This window comes from Fictibacillus enclensis (genome assembly GCF_030123385.1).
Classification (GTDB): Bacteria; Bacillota; Bacilli; order Bacillales; family Fictibacillaceae; genus Fictibacillus_C; species Fictibacillus_C enclensis.
Map to the genome: position 1 here is coordinate 4,911,716 of NZ_CP126109.1, position 19,517 is coordinate 4,931,232.

Genomic DNA, 19,517 nt, shown 5'->3' on the forward strand with positions numbered 1-19,517 from the left:
ACGTTTAGTTCTAGAAGAATTATACTCTTCATTATAAACAAATCTTCCAAGGATATGCTAGATGAATGATATCTTTTTTTCCTAATCAGTGCAACTGGTTAAAAAAATAGAAAAAGAGGATGCTATTCTCCTCTTTTTCCGATATTCGTTTACATATTTCTACGGTATTTGCCGCCTACTTCATATAGTGCACTGGTGATTTGGCCAAGGGAGGCTGCTTTGACGGTCTCCATCAGTTCTTCAAAGATGTTTCCGCCGTTAAGTGCGGTTGTCTGAAGCTTACGAAGCGCCTCTTCCGAGCGGTCTGCATTTTTCTGTTTAAAATCATTTAAATGAGCGATTTGCTGCTCTTTTTCTTCTTTTGTTGCCCTCGCCAGCTGCATGTTAAACTCTTCATCTTTCGGCGGGTTAGGGTTCAGGTACGTATTCACACCGATAATCGGAAGCTCTCCGTTATGTTTTTTCATTTCGTAGTACATGGATTCTTCCTGAATTTTTCCGCGCTGATACTGGGTTTCCATGGAGCCCAAAACGCCGCCTCTCGTATTCAGCCGTTCAAACTCCTGCAAGACGGCATCTTCTACGAGGTCTGTCAGCTCTTCGATGATAAAGGAGCCCTGAAGGGAGTTTTCATTGCGGGCAAGACCAAGTTCCTTTGTAATAATGAGCTGGATAGCCATAGCTCTTCGCACCGATTCTTCCGTTGGCGTCGTAATCGCTTCATCATAGGAATTGGTGTGAAGCGAATTACAATTGTCGTATAACGCCATCAAGGCCTGCAGCGTCGTACGGATATCGTTAAAGTCAATTTCCTGGGCATGAAGCGATCTACCGGAGGTTTGCACATGATACTTCAGCTTTTGGCTTCGTTCGTTTGCTCCGTATTTATTCTTCATGACAGTGGCCCAAATTCTTCGGGCTACGCGGCCGATGACTGCATATTCTGGATCCAGTCCGTTGGAGAAGAAGAAAGAGAGATTTGGCGCAAAATCATCGATCTTCATGCCGCGGCTGAGGTAGTATTCCACGTACGTGAACCCGTTGGCAAGTGTAAAGGCCAGCTGGGTAATCGGGTTCGCTCCCGCTTCCGCAATATGATAACCCGAAATGGAAACGGAATAATAGTTTCGTACGTTATGATCAATAAAGTACTGCTGTATATCCCCCATCATCCGGAGGGCAAATTCCGTTGAAAAAATACACGTATTCTGTCCCTGGTCTTCTTTCAGGATATCCGCCTGCACGGTCCCGCGGACGCTTGCGAGTGTTCTCTCTTTTACGTCCAGTAGTTCCTTTTCATCCGGCTTGCGTCCATGCTCTTCCTCAAATTTTCGCACCTGCTGTTCAATGGCTGTATTCATGAACATGGCCAAAATAATGGGTGCCGGCCCGTTGATGGTCATTGAAACGGACGTGCTCGGTGCCGTCAAATCAAAACCGTCATACAGCTTTTTCATGTCGTCCAGTGTACAGATGCTGACTCCGCTTTCGCCTACTTTTCCGTAAATATCCGGGCGGTAATCCGGGTCCTCCCCATACAGGGTCACTGAGTCAAACGCCGTGCTCAACCGTTTGGCGTCATCGTCCTTGGATAGATAATGGAAGCGGCGGTTCGTCCGCTCGGGCGTTCCTTCTCCGGCAAACTGCCGCTTCGGATCCTCCCCTTTTCGTTTGAACGGGAATACACCTGCTGTATACGGAAAAGCGCCAGGTACATTTTCCTTCATGGTCCACTTGAGGATCTCTCCCCAGTCTTCATACTTGGGAAGGGAGACTTTCGGGATGTTTAAGCCAGAAAGACTTTTAGTCGTAAGCTCCGTTACGATTTCTTTGTCTCTGATCTTCGTTACAAATTCCGTGCCGCTGTACTGTTCCTTCAGTTTTGGCCAGTTTTCAAGCGTCTTTTTAGAAAACGGAAGAAGGTTTTCTTCCACTTGCCTTCTTGTTTCCTCCAGTACCGGGATCACTTCGCCATCGCTGTTAATTTCCTGAATGGTTTCAATGGAGCCTTTCAGCTGATAGCTCTTGCGGGCATATTTCACCTGTTCATCCATTGTTTTGTAATAATCCCTGATCGTATAAACCAGGTCATTTAAGTACTGGCTCCGCTCGCCGGGAATGATGACATTTCGTTTAGCGACGATTTCTTCTGCCAACGGCTTCAACTGCCAGCCCAATGAGCATTTTTCATTCAACGTTTCAATTAACGCCCGGAATAATGTGTTTGTCCCCTGGTCATTGAACTGGCTGGCGATCGTCCCATAGACCGGCATGTCATCCAGTTCTTTTTCAAACCACTGGCGGGAGCGCTGGTACTGTTTTCTCACATCCCGAAGCGCATCCTCTGAGCCTTTGCGCTCATATTTATTAATCGCAATAAGATCGGCATAATCAATCATATCGATTTTTTCCAGCTGGGAAGGTGCACCAAATTCACTGGTCATCACATACATGGATACGTCTGAAATATCGACAATCCCTGCATCCCCCTGGCCGATACCGCTGGTTTCCACGATCACGAGGTCATACCCTGCAGCCTTGACGATCGACAGCGCATCCCTTATGGCTGCCGACAGTTCGGAGCGTGAACCACGGGTTGCCAGACTCCGCATATAAACCCTTGGATTGTAAATGGAGTTCATGCGGATACGGTCACCCAGCAAAGCACCTCCTGTTTTTTGCTTGGTCGGATCGATGGAGATAATGGCCACTGTCTTGTCTTCAAATTCATTCACAAAACGGCGGACCAGTTCATCCGTCAAGGAGCTCTTACCGGCCCCTCCTGTTCCGGTAATCCCGAGGACAGGTACGTTTTGCTGTGAGGTTTTCACCTGCTGAAGCACTTCTTCAGCCGTGGCTGCCGTTTCTTTCGGAGCCATTTCGCTGTTTTCAGCCACTGTGATCAAACGGGCAACTGCCCTGCTCTCTTTTTCAGGAAGCTTCTCCAGTTCATCCGTAATCTCGGTAACCGTCTGAAAATCGCATTCCTGCAGCATCAAATTAATCATGCCCTGCAGACCGTTGATTCTGCCGTCTTCCGGCGAGAAGAGGCGGGTCACGCCGTAGCTGTGCAGCTCTTTTATTTCCGGCGGAATAATGACACCGCCTCCTCCGCCAAACACCTTAATGTGGCTTGCTCCCCGTTCTTTCAAAAGGTCGATCATGTATTTGAAGTATTCCACATGCCCCCCTTGATAGGAGGAGATTGCAATGCCTTGTGCATCTTCCTGAATGGCTGCGCTTACGACTTCATCCACCGACCGGTTATGCCCCAGATGAATAACTTCGGCACCGCTCGACTGCAAAATGCGCCTCATGATGTTAATGGACGCATCATGACCGTCAAACAAGCTGGAAGCGGTTACAAAACGGATATGATTTTTTTGCTGATATACTTCCGGACTACTCATTTACCCCTGCTCCTCTCTGACACTTTATACCCACTCAAGTGAAACTTTTATTTTTGACCCCATATAACAGCAGATGGGTCTGCATTTTTGTGTACTCTTCCAAACTATATTCTTTTCTGAGGCTCCAGCGGCGGAACGTCCACATCTGGCCATGGACCAATATGTTGTGAGCCAATAGTTTGACTTCCTCTTCGCACAGATCAAGCTCTCCCTGCTCCACAGTCTGCTTGATGAGCTCCTCAAAAATCGTCGTCATTTCCAGTTCCTTTTTCAAAACATAAGGCAATGCTTCCCGTGACAGTGATTTGACTTCCTGATACATGACCAGCACTTCATCCTGCATTTCATCCACCACGTTAAAATAAACAGCGATCGCTTTTTTTACATGATCAATGCTGCCTTCTGTCATTCCGATCTGCTCGTTGAGCTTTTCCCTGACCCCTTCATAGATGCTGTCACAAACCAAGTATAAAATATCTTCCTTTGACCGGATATATTCATAAAGCGTGCCGATGCTGAAACCGGATGCTTTTGCAATTTCCCTTGTTGTCGTCCGGTGAAAGCCATTTTCTTTAAACAGATTGACCGCTGCTTTGACCATTTCACCCCGCCTCTTTTGGATGAGTTTTTCATCCTTAACCAGCGAAGGTACTTCCTTTCTTGCCAATGGGGTCACTCCTTTCCGTCCTGGTTTTTATCCCATCGTTCAAGGATCTTCCCTGCGGCTGTATACGGATCGAGCCTTCCATCCTGCACGTCTGCTACCCACCGGTAACCATCCGCCTCTTCTTTTAAAAGAAGAGTCCGCATCAGTTCATAGTGAACGACTTCAATCACTTCCTGTTTCAGGCGGCGCGCCCGCCTCTCTTCTCCCTCACCGCTCGTCTCCAGATAGGTACGATGTGCTTTCAGCTCGCCCCATACCTCTTCAAGGCCTTTGTTCTGTACGGAAATGGTCTGGACCACAGGAGGCCGGTAAGGCGCATCATGCTTAACCAGATCAAGCATGGCATCAAGTTCGGATAGCAGTTTGGGCACACCAGGAAGGTCCGCTTTGTTCACAATGAACAAGTCGGCAATTTCCATAATCCCTGCTTTAAAGACCTGGACCACATCCCCGCTTCCCGGGTTTAAAACGACGGCAATACTGTCAGCAATCTTCATGATATCAAGCTCTGATTGGCCGACTCCGACCGTCTCAATCAAAATGACATCAAAGCCGAATGCATCCATCAGCCGAACGGTTTCCTTTGTCGTTCTCGCGAGGCCGCCGAGGCTGCCCCGTGTCCCCATGCTGCGAATAAAAACATCAGGATCTGTAAAGTGCTCACTCATGCGAACCCGGTCTCCCAAAATCGCACCTCCGCTGAACGGGCTGGTCGGATCAACTGCCACAACCCCGACCGTCAGGTTTTGCCTGCGAAGATAAGTGATCAGCCGGTTGACCAGAGAGCTTTTGCCCGCACCAGGCGAGCCGGTCAGACCTACATAATGGGCCTTCTTTTGCATCGCATGAATATCTTTTAACAAATCCAGCTTTTCAGCGTGATCGTTTTCAACGTAGGAAATGGCTCTCGCAAGTGCCCGTTCATCTTTGTTTTGTATGCGTTCGGCCAAAGGATGCATGGTTTCCTCCTTAATCTTTCAGCAGCATTTTGGAAATGACCAGCCGCTGGATTTCCTGTGTTCCTTCATAGATTTGTGTAATTTTCGCATCACGCATATACCGTTCAACAGGATACTCTTTTGTATACCCGTATCCACCGAATACTTGTACAGCATCGGTTGTAACTTCCATCGCGATATCGCCGGCATACAGTTTGGACATGGCCGATTCTTTTCCATAAGGCAATCCCTGACTCTCACGCCATGCCGCCTGATAGGTCAGAAGTCTCGCCGCTTCCACCTTGGTGGCCATATCAGCCAGTTTGAAGCCGATCCCCTGGTTCTGGCCGATCGATTTGCCAAACTGCCTTCTTTCTTTGGCATAGTTGACTGCCGCGTCCAATGCCCCCTGTGCGATTCCGACAGCTTGTGCTGCGATGCCGTTGCGCCCGCCATCCAATGTCATCATGGCGATTTTAAAGCCCTCGCCTTCTTTCCCAAGCATGTTCTCTGCAGGGACTCTGCAGTCCTCCATGATCAATTCAAGTGTTGGCGAAGAGCGAATGCCGAGTTTCTTTTCCTTTTTGCCAAAAGAAAAACCTGGTGCTCCCTTTTCAATGATAAAAGCGGAGATGCCGCGGTGCCCGGCAGTTGGATCTGTCATGGCAAACACCACATAAATCTCTGCCTCACCCGCATTGGTAATGAAAATTTTAGAACCGTTGATAATGTAGTCATCACCGTCTTTTTGGGCAGTGGTTTTCATGTTGGATGCATCGGACCCCGACCCTGGTTCAGTCAGGCCATAGGCTCCCATTTTCTTGCCTTCTGCCATCGGACGCAGAAACTTCTGCTTTTGTTCTTCTGATCCAAATTTAAAAATGGGCCATCCCGCAAGCGATGTATGGGCGGATAAAGTTACCCCTGTGGATGCGCATACTCGGGAAAGCTCCTCAACCGCAATCACATAGCCAAGATAGTCGCCGCCAATCCCGCCGTATTCTTCCGGCCAGGGAATGCCTGCCAGGCCAAGCTCCGCCATTTGGTCAAAAAGATGCCGGTCAAAACGCTCTTCTTCATCCCGCTCTGCCGCTGTTGGCTCTACTTCATTTTTCGCAAAGTCCCGCACCATTTTACGGATCATATCGTGTTCTTCAGAAAGTTGAAACTGCATGTTCTCATGCCTCCCGGTTTAATCTTCTAATAGTTGCTTGCTTAGTACGATTCGTTGAATTTCACTCGTTCCTTCATAAATTTCACAAACCTTCGCATCTCGAAACAGCCGTTCTGCCGGATATTCCTTCGTATAGCCATAGCCGCCATGAACCTGTATGGCATCAATGGCTACTTTCATGGCCGTTTGTGAAGCGACAAGTTTGGCCATGGACGCTTCTTTTTTGCAAGGAATGCCGAGATTACGCAAGTGTGCTGCGCGATAGGTCAGCAGTTTGGCCGCTTCCACTTTTGTAGCCATATCTGCAAGCATAAAGGCGAGGCCTTGCTGGGCACCGATCGGTTTTCCAAACTGCTTGCGCTGTTTTGCATATTCAACGGAGTATTGAAGTCCTGCATCCGCAATTCCCAGCGACTGGGCAGCAATGCCGATTCTTCCTGCCTCCAGATTGCTCAGGGCAATTTTAAAACCTTCGCCCTCTTCTCCAAGACGGTTTTCCACAGGCACTTCTGCCTGCTCAAAGATAATTTCACAGGTATTGGACCCGTTCAGCCCCATTTTCTTTTCCTTTTTTCCTATGGAGAAGCCCGGGGTATTTTTTTCAACCACAAAGGCGGAGATTCCCCTTGATCCTGCCTCCGGTGAGGTGGAAGCGAATACGATATACGTATCTGCAGCCCCTGCGTTTGTAATGAAAATTTTGGAGCCATCCAGGATGTACTTATCGCCTTTTTTAACCGCTTTTGTTTTGAGAGCGGCCGCATCAGACCCTGCTCCCTGCTCGGTCAGGGCAAAAGCTCCGAGGTATTCACCGGTCGCAAGCTTTGGAATAAACCGCTGCTTTTGTTCTTCATTTCCGAAATAGAGAATCGGGTTGGTTCCGACACTTGTATGCACGGAAAGGATAACCCCAACCGAGGCACTTACCTTCGACAACTCATGAATGGCGATGATGTAAGAAGTATAATCCATGCCTGCGCCGCCATATTCCTCGGGAATGGGAATGCCCATCAGGCCAAGACCTGCCATTTTTTTTATAATCGCTGTTGGAAACTGATCTTTTTCATCCATCTCATCGATGATGGGTGCAATTTCTTTCTGTGCAAAATCCCGCACCATCTTTTGCATCATGAGCTGTTCTTCTGTAAACGTGAGATTCACGTTTCATTCCCCCTGTCACGCTTTTCTGCCCTCAGTTATACGTGTAGAACCCCTTGCCGGTTTTCTTTCCGAGCCAGCCTGCCTTTACATATTTACGTAAAAGCGGACATGGGCGGTATTTATCGTCTCCAAACCCTTCATGAAGGGTTTCCATGATATAAAGACAGGTGTCGAGGCCGATGAAGTCAGCCAATGTGAGCGGTCCCATTGGATGGTTCATTCCGAGTTTCATAATTTCATCTATGGCTTCTGGTTCTGCCACACCTTCATATAGAGCAAAAATAGCCTCATTGATCATCGGCATTAAAATCCTGTTGGAGATAAAGCCGGGAAAATCCTGCACTTCCACTGGAACCTTACCGATTTTTTTGGTGATGGATTCTATCGTTTCGTATACTTCATCGCTTGTTTGCAGCCCGCGGATAATCTCTACGAGTTTCATGACCGGTACCGGATTCATAAAGTGCATGCCGATGACTTTCTCCGGCCGCTTCGTAACCGCTGCAATTTCAGTAATCGGAAGGGAGGAGGTATTGCTCGCAAGGATCGCATGCTCCGGTGCCATCTCATCCAGCATTTTAAATACCTGCGTTTTCACATCCATGTTTTCCACAACAGCCTCAATGATCAAATCGGCTTCCGCAGCGTTTTGGATGCTGGTGGATGGAAGGAGACGGTCTAAAACACCGTCCCGGTCTTCCGGCGTCATCCGGCCTTTGTCCACCTGGCGCGACAGTTGGGCTGCGATCGATGCCACTCCCTTTTGGACGTATTCTTCCTTCAGGTCGTGAAGGTACACTTTAAAATTGGCCGTGGCGCAAACCTGCGCAATGCCTGAGCCCATTTGTCCTGCTCCGATGACCATGATGGTTTGAACGTTCATGAATAAATCCCCCTTTTAATTAATTCACTTCAAGCAGGATAGCGTCGCCTTGCCCGCCTCCAGAACAGATCGATGCGATTCCGAGTCCGCCGCCCCGGCGTTTTAACTCATGAATCAATGAAACAATGATTCTTGCACCGCTGGCGCCGATCGGGTGTCCAAGTGCCACCGCTCCGCCGTTTACATTCACCTTCTCCAAATCCAGTCCGGCAAGCTCCGCGCTTGTCAGCGCAACAGCCGCAAATGCTTCGTTAATCTCAAACAAATCAATATCATCCAGGGACTTCCCTGTTTTTTTCAACAATTCATTGATGACCAGACCCGGCGTTTTCGGGAAGTCCTTCGCTTCCACCGCAATGGCGGTGTGTCCAAGAATGGTGGCCATGATTTCTTTTTCCTCTTTTTCGGCCCTTTCCTCTGACATGAGAACGAGCGCCGCCGCTCCGTCATTTACGCCCGGTGCATTTCCGGCCGTAATGGATCCATCAGCAGAAAAAACGGGAGCAAGCTTGGATAACCGTTCAAGAGAGGTGTCCTTTCTTGGTGCCTCATCGGCTGAAACAACGACCGGATCTCCCTTTCGCTGAGGGACCTCCACTGAAATTATTTCTTCTGCAAAGGTTCCGTTGTCCGTAGCGGTAACAGCCCTTTGATGACTGCGCAGTGCCCACTCATCCTGTTTTTCTCGGGAAATTTCCATTTCCTTTGCCACGTCGTTTCCATAGGTACCCATGTGTACGCCTGTAAAAGAGCAGGTGAGGCCGTCATGCGTCATCAAGTCTTTCACCTGGCCATCCCCCATTCGGTAGCCCCAGCGCGCCTTTGGAAGAATGTACGGAGCATTGCTCATGGATTCCATTCCACCTGCAACAATCAGGTCTTCATCTCCCGCACGGATAATCTGATCTCCCATGGTGACACTTCGCATACCGGATGCACAAACTTTGTTGATGGTTTCTGTCTTTACTTCCCAGGGCAGTCCTGCTTTTTGAGCAGCCTGGCGTGAAGGAATTTGCCCCTGTCCGCCCTGAAGCACACAGCCCATGATCAGCTCACCGACCTGATCTGCCTTAACATCCGCTCTCTTTAGCGCCTCCTTAACGGCCACTGCGCCAAGATCGGAAGCCGACAGGGTGCTTAATCCTCCTCCAAATTTTCCAACGGGTGTTCGGACACCACTGACAATTACTGTTTTCGCCATTCTGATTGCCTCCCTTATAGTAAACGCTTTCAACTTGTACTGAGCGAACGCTCGGTCGCCCCTATTCCAAGGAGTAACCTGCAGCCCAAAGGACAGCAGGTTTCTCTCCTTTTATAACTCGCTTCAAAAGCCTGGTGGATGGGAGGGTTAATTTCCGTTTCAGGCTGCTCGCTTTCCTCGGGCGGGCGCTGAGCCTGGGCGGCGTAATCGCCTACTTCCTCGTCGCTTGATCCTGGGGACCGGCGAAACGCCTTCCTGGTCTCATCTATCCCGCTTTTCCCGTAGGAGTCTCGCACCTTCCACTCCAATTAACTGATTCTTGAAGCTTCTTCATAAGAATGCTCCCCAAGCAAAGGACTACGAAAATTTATTGAACGACTGCTTTTTCAGGCTGGAATAGGGAACGTTCGAGAATCTCAACGACATCAAGCGTTTGTACCTGGTCTTCCACTTCCTTGGCTTTGGTTCCGTCACTGAGCATGGTCAGGCAGTACGGGCAGCCGCTGCCAATCATGGTCGGGTTCACCTCAAGCGCCTGTTCGGTACGGGCCACGTTGACACGCTGGCCGGCTTTCTCTTCCATCCACATCATGCCTCCGCCCGCGCCACAGCACATGCCGTTTTGACGATTGCGGTTCATTTCAACGAGCTTTACGCCCGGGATGGCTTTTAAAATCTCACGTGGTGGTTCATAAACTTCGTTGTAGCGGCCGAGGTAGCAGGAATCATGGTACGTAATGACCTCATCGACTTCAAACTTCGGTGTAATTCTGCCTTCTTTGATCCACTCTGCCAAGAGCTCGGTATGATGATATACCTCTCCATCAAAACCGAATTCAGGGTACTCATTTTTAAACGTATTGTACGCGTGCGGATCAATCGTGATGATTTTCTTCACATTGTGCTTTTCAAACAGTGCAACATTGCTGGTGCAAATTTCCTGGAATAAGAACTCATTTCCGATTCGTCTTGGTGTGTCTCCTGAGTTTTTCTCCTTGTTGCCAAGGATGGCAAATTTCACTCCTGCTTCATTCATGATTTTAGCGAAAGCAAGGGCAATCTTCTGGCTTCGGTTATCGTAAGCTCCCATTGAGCTGACCCAGAATAGGTATTCAAACTCTTCCCCGGCCTTCTCCACTTCTTTTACGGTCGGAATGGCAACGTCTTCGCGAAGCTCCCGCCAGTTCTCTCTTTCTTTCTTCGAGATTCCCCACGGATTTCCTTGTTTTTCGATATTTTGAATGGCGCGTTTGGCGTCAGCATCCACTTTACCTTCCGTTAGAACAAGATAACGCCGCATATCAATAATCTTATCCACGTGCTCATTCATCACCGGACATTGATCTTCACAGTTTCTGCAGGTTGTACATGCCCAGATCTCTTCCTCGGTCATGACCTCCCCGATCAGTTCGATGTTGTAATCAAATTTAAAGGCTGAGCTGCCTTCAGTGGCTGCAGCCATTTCTTTCGCTGCAGCACCCTTTCCTGCTGCTTCAAAAGCAATTTGATTGCCTCTCGTATTTGAAAAAGCAAATGCAGGCATCCACGGTGTGCGTGAGGTGACAGCCGCTCCTTTTTCAGTAAGGTGATCTCTTATTTTTATAATCATATCCATCGGCGAAAGCATTTTGCCTGTCCCGGTCGCCGGACATACATTGGTACAGCGTCCACATTCTACACAGGCATACAGATCAACCAATTGTTTCTGGTTAAAGTCTTCCACTCGGTTAACCCCGAACACTTCCTGCGTTTCATCCTCAAAATTGATGGATGACAGCTTTCCTACCTTATCCTTTCGCCCAAGCCACACATTGAGCGGGCCCGCGATCAAGTGAGCATGCTTTGATTGCGGAACATAGACGAGGAACGTCAGCAGGAACAGTAAGTGAACCCACCAGGCGATAAAAAACACAGTCACAACGGCAGGCTCCGGCAACCCTCCAAAAAGATACGCCAGGCCTGAAGCAATCGGTGCAGTCCAGTGAAGCTCGAGATTGTGCCAAAGAATTTCCATGGCATTGCCAAGAAGCACCGAAAGCATGAGACCGCCAATGAAAAGCAGTACAAGCCCTGCTTTAAACCCGCGTTTCAGACGGACAAGCTTTTCCACATATCTGCGGTAAAACGCCCATACGACGGCAACCAGGATTACAAACGTAACGATTTCCTGGAAAAACGTGAAAGCAGGATAAACCGGTCCCAATGGCAGGTGCGATCCAGGAGCAAGCCCTTTCCAAATAAAATCAATCGCACCAAATTGAACGAGGAGAAATCCATAGAAAAACATGACATGGATCGCGCCGCTCTTTTTATCTTTTAAAAGCTTTTTCTGACCGAACACATTGACCAGCACCGCTTTTATGCGTTCCTGGACAGTATGGTCGAATTCCACTTTTTTCCCCATTTTGATGAATTCGTACCGCGTTTTGACCACATAGGTAAATAAATAAATGGCGTAAGCGGTTACAAGAATAAAGGCAATCCAGTTTAAAATCAGCAGGCCGTTCATCATTATGCTCCCTTCACCTTTGTCTGTAGCTTTCCCCTTTTCCATGGTACATCTTGATTTATTATTCAAAAAGGGTTGAATTTTCTGAACCCATTATATCATAAAAAAAGAAATGAATGAGCATTCAGTCAATTTTATTTAAAAAATTTTTTCTCTTCCTTTTGGATAGACTAAACACCACTGATCCTATGAAAGGGAGGAAGGGTTATCGTGATTGCTGTTATTGTTCTTATCCTATTACTGCTTCTGGTCTTTTTTATCTGGCTCGATTTTCACCTGGGAAGAAAAAACGTTCAGCGGCATGACATCGAAACGCCTTCCTCCTGCAGCGGGAAGGCGGCACTGCTGACCACAGGCACACAATTTTTCGATACATTGTTCGAGGAAATTGAAAAAGCCCGCCATCATGTGCATATTCAATTTTATATCTATCACGAGGACTGCATCGGTCAAGAGATGTCCTCTCTTCTGAAGAAAAAAGCAAAAGAAGGCGTCAATGTCCGGCTTCTGGTGGATTATATGGGCAGCTTTTTTCTTAAAAAGAAGGCAATTAAGGAACTAAAAAAAGCCGGTGTTCAATTTGCCTACAGCTTTACGCCGGGCTTTCCCTACTTTTTTTATAAACTGAACCGCAGGAATCACCGGAAAATTACAATTATCGACGGAAGCAGAGGGTTTATGGGCGGATTTAATGTGGGGGATGAATATTTGGGCAGGGATCCGAAGCTCGGCTATTGGCGGGATTATCATTTGCAGCTGAGCGGGCCGGTCATCCATACCTTTCAACAACAATTTATGATGGACTGGGAGGCAGCCAGCGGAGAAAAAATCAACGGCAGCGAGTATTTTCCAGAGCTTGAAAAAGGTCCAGTCAAAATCAACACCCTTTTTTCAGCCAAGGCTATTTATTCTTTTTGGCTGCAGCACATTAATCAGGCTCAAACCAGCATCACCATCGGCTCTCCCTATTTTATTCCTGACCGACCGCTTCAAAATGCGCTTCTTCAAGCCATCAAGCGTGGAGTAGAGGTTACGCTGCTTGTGCCCATGAAGTCAGATCATCTGCTGGTCAAGGAAGCCTCGTATTTTTATTTTAAAGACCTGCTGAACGCAGGCTGCAAAATTGAGGAATACTATGAAGGTTTTTTTCATGCGAAAGTATTTTTGGTGGATGACAAAATTTGCGATATTGGAACAACCAACTTTGATCAGCGAAGTTTTTTTACCAATTCAGAGGTCAATTGTATTTTTGAAGACCGACATCTGATCGAGGAGGCAAAAAAGGCGATCAAAGAAGATTTGGACCGTTCGGAAACCCTTACTATGACCGTCTGGGAGCGAATGTCCTATTGGAAAAAAACAAAAATCCTGTTTGCTAAAGTTTTTTCACCTTTTTTATAAGTTTTGTTTACTGTATTCGGATTAGGTGAATGAGTTAGTAATACTCGAGTTAAGGAGCTGCTCTAATGATTGCATCTTTCGGCTACGTATCTACCGCTCTTACCCTTTTTGATTCATCGCCATCCAAAACGATGACCTTTGCCACCTGGTCCAAACTGGAAAAAGAAGAACGAGAACAGCGGCTGATTCAACTAACAAAAACCAACTTAAAAAATACACTGCGGATTGTTCATTATAATATTGCTTCCGAATTTCCTTTGTACCGGATGTCGTCTTCCATTGTTCCGCTCGCCACTCATCCCGAGGTTAATTGGGATTATTTGAAGTATACCCGTGAGGAATTCAGGGCCATTGGTGACCTTGTGAAAGCCAATGGTCTTCGGGTGAGCATGCATCCTAACCAGTTCACGCTGTTTACCAGTGAAAGAGAGCAGGTGACGAACAATGCCATAAAAGACATGGAATATCACTATGCCATGTTGGAAGCCATGGGACTGGAAAAGGAAGCACGGATCAATATTCATGTTGGCGGAACTTATGGAGATAAAGACTCATCCATCGCCCGATTCTATGAAAATATCAAAAAACTTCCGGCACCCGTAAAAAAAGCGATGACGCTTGAGAATGATGATAAAACCTATACCACTGCAGAAACTCTGGATATCTGTGAGAAGGAAGGCATTCCAATGATGTTTGATTATCATCATCATATGGCCAATCCAGGCTCTGTGCCTTTAGAGGAGCTCCTTCCGCGTTTTATCGACACGTGGAAGGGAACGGGACGCCCCCCAAAAGTTCATCTTTCCTCACCAAAAACAGAAAAGGCCTATCGCAGCCACCATGACTTCGTAGGCTCTGATTATGTGCTGCCCTTTTTTAAAATGGTGAAAGCCTATACCGATGAGCTCGATGTGATGATTGAAGCCAAACAAAAGGATCTGGCTCTCATTCAGCTGCTTCAGGATTTGAGCAAGGTGCGGGGCATCAAGCGGTTGACGGGCGGCACGCTCCTTATCTAATCTCTGTCAGCCATTGTGACAGCTCACGGTTGAAGTATTGGTGCTGCTTTACCGGGATTTGGTGAAACGCCCCTGGAACAATAATAGTTTTCACATGAGAGACAAGTTTTTGATACACCTTTCGATAAGGCAAAAAATAAAACGAACGTGATCCGTAAAATAACAGAAGCGGCATCTCTAAATGGGATAATCGCTTTGTGCAACTGTAATTCAGGCTTTCTTCATAAAGGCGGCGCCAAAGTTTGGGGCTGCCTTTTTTACTTTCCGCCTTAATTTCCCTGCCGTCCTGAGAAGTGACTTGATGCGTCCATGACAGCCCGTTCACCAATACACCGGGGTGGTGCTCTGCCAAATATATTCCAAGTCGGAATTCTCTTTGCGGCAGCCATGAAGCCACTTGGGGAAAACCGCCTGAAAGCACGAGCCCTTTGACCCGTTCCGGATACCGCAGGGCAAATTCCTGGGCAACAGAGCCTCCCGCGGAATAGCCGCAAATCACCGCTTTTTCCACGCCGAGTTTATCCAGCAGTGCCAACAAATCCTCCGCCAGCATAGGGATGGTTACCATATCATTTGGGCATGGCGTGTTTCCGTGTCCCCGCAAATCGTACGTAATCACCCGTGAAGAACTGCTAAAAAATTGATGCTGATACTTGAAGATCCGTGAAGTCAGCGCCGGAGGGTGAATAAAGACTATCGGCTGGCCCGATCCTGATTCTTCATAAAAGGTACGCACTCGTTGTTCCATTGCCGTCTCCTCCTTGGTCTTACCTTATGAAATGGGAAAGAGCCCATTGGTACAGCTGATATCCAATGTAAATTCCAACAATACCGGCGATGCCTGAAAGTGCAGGCGGTGCAGGAATCGGCAGTTTGAACAAAGCAAAAATGATGCCAACAGCCGCTCCGGTAATGAGTGATAAAATGACAAGTTTCACGTTCCATTCCTCCTCTGTTTTATCGTGCACTCTCAGCAGAGGGTTTATCCCCATTCCCGAATGCGGGCAATAAAAAACCGGCTGCGATGACAGCCGGTTTAAAGCATTAATGGTTTACATTTTTTCCGGTGCGGAAACCCCAACGATGCGAAGAGCATTTTCAATCGCAATTTGCGTAGCCTTCATCAGGGCATACCGGGCAGTTGATTTTTCTTTGTTATCGGCATCCAGCACACGTTCTGCATTATAGAAGCTATGCAGGGCGGAAGCGAGTTCAAAAACATAATTGGTCATTCGGTGTGTCAGCATTTTTTCGGCTGCTTCTTCAATCGCTGCCGGGAATTCTCCAAGCTTTTTCAGAAGTTCAAACTCTTTTTCAGAAGAAATCTGCGAGAGGTCGAGCTCTCCATCATAGGATAAGCCCATTTCTGCTCCTTGGCGCAGCATGCTGCATACGCGGGCATGTGCATATTGAACGTAAAACACAGGGTTCTCATTCGATTTTGAAACGGCAAGGTCCATGTCAAAATCAAGATGCGTATCAGAGCTTCTCATCGCGAAGAAGTAACGGGTCGCATCAACGCCAACTTCTTCCATTAAGTCTTTCAGCGTAACGGCTTTACCTGTCCGCTTGCTCATTTTCACTTTTTCCCCGTTTTGGAAGAGGGATACAAGCTGAATGATCAATACTTCAAGCTGTTCACGGTTATACCCGAGCGCTTCAATCGCTGCTTTCATACGCGGAATATAGCCATGGTGGTCGGCTCCCCAAATATTGATCAATTTTTCGAATCCGCGGTCAAGCTTGTCCTGATGGTACGAAATATCAGGCGTTAAGTAGGTATAAGATCCATCATTCTTAATCAATACACGGTCTTTGTCATCTCCGAAATCGGTCGTTCTGAACCAGGTTGCACCGTCTTTTTCATAGACCACACCTGCTTCTTTCAGCTTTGTGAGTGCTTTGTCAATTTTGCCGGACTCGTACAAAGAGGTTTCAGAATACCAGACATCAAAGTTCACCCGAAATTCACCGAGGTCGATTTTGATTTTCTCCAGCTCTTTTTCGAGACCATACTTGCGGAAGAAATTAAACCGTTCCTTCTCGTCCGCAGTTGCCCACTTATCTCCGAATTCTGCAACCAGGTCCTTCCCAAATTCAATGATGTCTTTTCCAAAATAACCATCCTGAGGCATTTCCTTTTCCTGCCCCAGGGCCTGAAAATATCTCGCTTCGATGGAATAGGCCAGGTTATTGATCTGGTTTCCTGCATCATTGATATAAAATTCACGGGAAACTTCAAAACCGGCAGTATCAAGAATATTGCACAGAGAATCACCTACAGCCGCTCCACGCGCATGGCCAAGGTGAAGGTTGCCCGTCGGATTCGCCGATACAAACTCGACCTGTACCTTTTTGCCTTGCCCGTAATCTGTTCTTCCGTAATTCTCTCCTGCTCCAAGGATTGCAGGGATCAATTCAGTTAAATAGGCATTGTCCATATAAAAGTTGATGAATCCAGGTCCCGCAATTTCCAGCTTACTGATGGACGCTTTGCTTTTATCGAAGTTTTGAAGAATTTCTTCCGCAATCACTCTAGGCGCTTTTTTTGCGATGCGCGCCAGCTGCATGGCCATATTGGTCGCATAGTCCCCGTGTGATTTATCCTTTGGCGTCTCCAAAACAACTTCAGGAAGCTGCTCTCTTTCGGCCAATCCGGCTTTTATTACCGCTTCCTCAATCTCCTTCTTTAAAAGGAGCTTTACCTGATCTACAACGTTCATGCTTCTGCCTCCTGAAATTTTATCTTTATTGTATATCTTCCTGTATCCTCTCCCTGTAATACAAGTCCGTAATTCAGGGTTAAGTCACCTTTTTTTGCCTGCTGGTTCCAGCGAAAATTCATCTGGTGTGTGGTGGTCTCCATCCACAGCTGTCCATAAGGCGTATCATACATTCCCTGGGTGGTCTGACCGATCAGAAACTTCTGCCGCATGGTTACACTGCCGCTTCTCAGAATCACAATGCCTTCATGATTCATTTTAATCACATTGTTGACCGATCCAGCGCCCTCTATAACTTCGGAATACCTGAGATAGGTGCTGTCTCCTTTTTTATACAGCGTCCCTTCAGCCTCTCCTGTATGTACGTCTTTTTCGTGCGCATGCTGTATGACGGTTTCCAGTGTTAAATTGACCGCAATACCTGCACCTTGTCCATCCATATCGGATCCGTCCTTTTTATTTTAAAATCTATTTCGAACAGAACGCTTACAACAGCCTCTGCCTCACGCTTCATTATATATAACTCAACTATTATAAAGGATTCTTCCCTAATTCTTCAACCTTACCCTGCCATTTAAAAAGAAAAAACGCACTTCTCTTACGAAAAGTGCATTAAGCAGCCGGAAGTATGATTCTGACGGTCGTCCCTTTGCCCGAATGGCTTTCAATATCAATTTTTCCGTGATGCTCCTGGATGATCTTAAAGCTGGTCATTAACCCGAGCCCTGTTCCTTTTTCCTTAGTGGAATAAAACGGTTCACCGAGCTTTTCTAGGCTCTCCGGCGGTATGCCGCATCCCTGGTCCTGGATTGTCACTTCGATGTCTGCTCCTTTTTGCACACAGTCGATGTGAATAATGCCTCCGTCCGGCATGGCTTCTATGGCGTTTTTTACAAGATTGATGAAAACCTGCTTCAGCTCATTTTCCACACACTGAACGAGGGACAGCTTTTCCTCCAATTCGCACACAATATGAACGTTATGAATGAGCGCCTGGCGGTCGAGCAGTGCGACAACGTAATGGATTAACTCTTTGATGTCTTTATTCTCCACTGTCTTTGACTGGGGTTTGGCAAGAATCAAAAGCTCCGAAATAATTTGTTCTATACGATTCAGTTCATCGAGCATAATCCCATAGTATTTGTCACAGTCCACGATGCCTTTTGATTGGAAAAGCTGTATGAATCCTTTCAACGCGGTGAGCGGATTACGGATCTCATGGGCGACCGAAGCCGCCAGCTGGCCAACGATGGAAAGCTTATCAGAGTTTCTTAACAGTTCCTCCGCTTCCAGCCGCTCTGAAATGTCACGGGTAACCGCGATGATTTCAATCACTTCTCCTGTTTTCTCATCCTTGATTCCGCGGCAGGCAGCTTCCACCCATCGGAATTCACCATTTTTATGTTTCAGCCTTAATTGATAGTTTCCAATCTCTTTGCCATCAAGCAGCTGCTTATGAGCTTCCAGTGAACGGCGTATATCATCCGGATGAAAGAGGGCGAACGCTTTCTTCTTCAACAGTTCCTGTGGTGTATATCCCACCAACTCTTGGCAGGCAGGGGAAACATACTGCATATTTCCATCAATCGTATGCGTGGAAATCATGTCTGTCGAATTCTCTGCGAGCAATCTGTATCGCGATTCGCTTTCCAGCAGTTTTTCATGGGAAGAAACCTGGTCTGTGATTTCCCGGCCAAAGACCAGCAGATTTTTCCGTTTTCCTTCCTCAGTAAACATTGGTATTTTGTACACGTCAAATACCCGGTCACCTGATGGCATCGGGATTTTTTCGAGACACCGCTTCAATTTCCCTTCCTGCCACACGGTTTCGTCGGTTTGAATGCAATAGTCAAATACAGGTTTAAAGCAGGGAATCAATCGTCCAAGGTCGGCATCTGTTTTTCCGATAAATCCGACATGGGAGTAGCCAAACAGTTCTCCTGCAAATTTATTGGCATAGACAAATTTGCCCTTTCCATCCTTTATCCCGATAAAATCGGGCACGATATGGGTCAGGCTGACAAGCAAATCTTTTTGGGGATCGCACTGGGTTTCCAGATCGTCATCCTGCATGCAGGGTTTGAGAATGCAAACCAGATAGTCGCCGTCCATACCAAGCTCATCAAGTTTGACCACCACCTGCTGCAAATTTTCCGGAACAACAGCCCGCTGTTCCTGTAATTGATCATTAAAATCTGGAAGGAGTTTCGAAATGGGGAGGCCTTCCATCTCTGTATTGGATTTTCCGGTCAGTTGCTGGGCAGCCATATTCATTTCCTGTATCAAATAGTCCCTGGTTAATAACAACACGGCATCGGACAATTGATCCATAAATGGCATTGGTGATTGTATAAGCTTGTTTTCCATTCCCCCACTCCTTTCCACGGCCAAAACGTTCATTTGGTTTAACTATACCAAAATTGACACAAAT

15 protein-coding genes are annotated in these 19,517 nt (G+C 47.2%); 2 read left to right on the forward strand and 13 right to left on the reverse strand.

Annotation, left to right across the window (positions count from 1 at the left end; all coding sequences use genetic code 11):
- Positions 1-149: 149 nt before the first annotated feature.
- The 8 genes from icmF to QNH15_RS25300 form a co-directional block, all read right to left on the reverse strand.
- A complete protein-coding gene (icmF, locus tag QNH15_RS25265) occupies positions 150-3,410 on the reverse strand; it encodes a fused isobutyryl-CoA mutase/GTPase IcmF (protein ID WP_283891513.1) in 3,261 nt (1,086 codons plus the stop codon).
- 34 nt (positions 3,411-3,444) lie between these two features.
- Positions 3,445-4,077 (reverse strand): TetR/AcrR family transcriptional regulator, encoded by a 633-nt coding sequence (locus QNH15_RS25270; RefSeq protein WP_283891515.1) that lies wholly within the window; start codon positions 4,075-4,077, stop codon positions 3,445-3,447.
- Positions 4,078-4,082: 5 nt separating this feature from the next.
- Positions 4,083-5,036: a methylmalonyl Co-A mutase-associated GTPase MeaB gene (meaB, locus tag QNH15_RS25275; protein ID WP_283891517.1), complete on the reverse strand. Its 954-nt coding sequence runs from the start codon at positions 5,034-5,036 to the stop codon at positions 4,083-4,085.
- Positions 5,037-5,046: 10 nt separating this feature from the next.
- The gene (locus QNH15_RS25280; protein ID WP_283891518.1) at positions 5,047-6,189 is read right to left on the reverse strand and encodes an acyl-CoA dehydrogenase; all 1,143 of its coding nucleotides are present in this window, start codon (positions 6,187-6,189) and stop codon (positions 5,047-5,049) included.
- Positions 6,190-6,207: 18 nt separating this feature from the next.
- Positions 6,208-7,350 (reverse strand): acyl-CoA dehydrogenase, encoded by a 1,143-nt coding sequence (locus QNH15_RS25285; RefSeq protein WP_283891520.1) that lies wholly within the window; start codon positions 7,348-7,350, stop codon positions 6,208-6,210.
- A gap of 31 nt (positions 7,351-7,381) precedes the next feature.
- Entirely contained in the window at positions 7,382-8,233 is an 852-nt protein-coding gene (locus tag QNH15_RS25290; RefSeq protein ID WP_283891522.1) for a 3-hydroxybutyryl-CoA dehydrogenase, read from the reverse strand.
- 19 nt (positions 8,234-8,252) lie between these two features.
- The gene (locus tag QNH15_RS25295; protein WP_283891524.1) at positions 8,253-9,434 is read right to left on the reverse strand and encodes an acetyl-CoA C-acetyltransferase; all 1,182 of its coding nucleotides are present in this window, start codon (positions 9,432-9,434) and stop codon (positions 8,253-8,255) included.
- A 367-nt stretch (positions 9,435-9,801) separates the two neighbouring features.
- Positions 9,802-11,943, reverse strand: a complete 2,142-nt coding sequence (locus tag QNH15_RS25300; RefSeq protein WP_283895760.1) for a heterodisulfide reductase-related iron-sulfur binding cluster — start codon at positions 11,941-11,943, stop codon at positions 9,802-9,804.
- A 210-nt stretch (positions 11,944-12,153) separates the two neighbouring features.
- Between QNH15_RS25300 and cls the strand changes: the two genes are divergently transcribed.
- Together cls and uvsE are read left to right on the forward strand one after the other, a co-directional pair.
- Entirely contained in the window at positions 12,154-13,344 is a 1,191-nt protein-coding gene (cls, locus tag QNH15_RS25305) for a cardiolipin synthase (protein WP_283891526.1), read from the forward strand.
- 65 nt (positions 13,345-13,409) lie between these two features.
- Complete coding sequence (gene uvsE, locus QNH15_RS25310; RefSeq protein ID WP_283891528.1) at positions 13,410-14,363, forward strand: UV DNA damage repair endonuclease UvsE; 954 nt, start codon at positions 13,410-13,412, stop codon at positions 14,361-14,363.
- On the opposite strand, the gene QNH15_RS25315 is transcribed toward uvsE, so the two are convergent.
- The 5 genes from QNH15_RS25315 to QNH15_RS25335 all read right to left on the reverse strand — a co-directional run bounded on the left by QNH15_RS25315 (position 14,356) and on the right by QNH15_RS25335 (position 19,453).
- Entirely contained in the window at positions 14,356-15,111 is a 756-nt protein-coding gene (locus tag QNH15_RS25315) for an alpha/beta fold hydrolase (RefSeq protein ID WP_283891530.1), read from the reverse strand. The two genes, uvsE and QNH15_RS25315, sit on opposite strands and share 8 nt — an antisense overlap.
- Positions 15,112-15,130: 19 nt before the next feature.
- A complete protein-coding gene (locus QNH15_RS25320; RefSeq protein WP_061973405.1) occupies positions 15,131-15,301 on the reverse strand; it encodes a XapX domain-containing protein in 171 nt (56 codons plus the stop codon).
- A gap of 114 nt (positions 15,302-15,415) precedes the next feature.
- Entirely contained in the window at positions 15,416-17,086 is a 1,671-nt protein-coding gene (argS, locus tag QNH15_RS25325; RefSeq protein WP_283891531.1) for an arginine--tRNA ligase, read from the reverse strand.
- On the reverse strand, positions 17,083-17,526 hold the full coding sequence (locus QNH15_RS25330; protein ID WP_283891532.1) for a YwiB family protein: 444 nt from the start codon (positions 17,524-17,526) through the stop codon (positions 17,083-17,085). Before QNH15_RS25330 ends, argS begins: the two co-directional genes overlap by 4 nt.
- A 172-nt stretch (positions 17,527-17,698) precedes the next feature.
- Positions 17,699-19,453, reverse strand: coding sequence for a PAS domain-containing sensor histidine kinase (locus tag QNH15_RS25335; RefSeq protein ID WP_283891533.1), 1,755 nt, complete (start codon positions 19,451-19,453; stop codon positions 17,699-17,701).
- Positions 19,454-19,517: the final 64 nt, after the last annotated feature.

Excerpts from the sequence above, each read along its gene's own strand:
- icmF (WP_283891513.1), bottom strand. The coding sequence starts at position 3,410 with ATGAGTAGTCCGGAAGTATATCAGCAAAAAAATCATATCCGTTTTGTA.
- meaB (WP_283891517.1), bottom strand. The coding sequence starts at position 5,036 with ATGCATCCTTTGGCCGAACGCATACAAAACAAAGATGAACGGGCACTT.
- QNH15_RS25280 (WP_283891518.1), bottom strand. The coding sequence starts at position 6,189 with ATGCAGTTTCAACTTTCTGAAGAACACGATATGATCCGTAAAATGGTG.
- QNH15_RS25290 (WP_283891522.1), bottom strand. The coding sequence starts at position 8,233 with ATGAACGTTCAAACCATCATGGTCATCGGAGCAGGACAAATGGGCTCA.
- QNH15_RS25295 (WP_283891524.1), bottom strand. The coding sequence starts at position 9,434 with ATGGCGAAAACAGTAATTGTCAGTGGTGTCCGAACACCCGTTGGAAAA.
- QNH15_RS25300 (WP_283895760.1), bottom strand. The coding sequence starts at position 11,943 with ATGAACGGCCTGCTGATTTTAAACTGGATTGCCTTTATTCTTGTAACC.
- uvsE (WP_283891528.1), top strand. The coding sequence starts at position 13,410 with ATGATTGCATCTTTCGGCTACGTATCTACCGCTCTTACCCTTTTTGAT.
- QNH15_RS25315 (WP_283891530.1), bottom strand. The coding sequence starts at position 15,111 with ATGGAACAACGAGTGCGTACCTTTTATGAAGAATCAGGATCGGGCCAG.
- argS (WP_283891531.1), bottom strand. The coding sequence starts at position 17,086 with ATGAACGTTGTAGATCAGGTAAAGCTCCTTTTAAAGAAGGAGATTGAG.
- QNH15_RS25330 (WP_283891532.1), bottom strand. The coding sequence starts at position 17,526 with ATGGATGGACAAGGTGCAGGTATTGCGGTCAATTTAACACTGGAAACC.
- QNH15_RS25335 (WP_283891533.1), bottom strand. The coding sequence starts at position 19,453 with ATGGAAAACAAGCTTATACAATCACCAATGCCATTTATGGATCAATTG.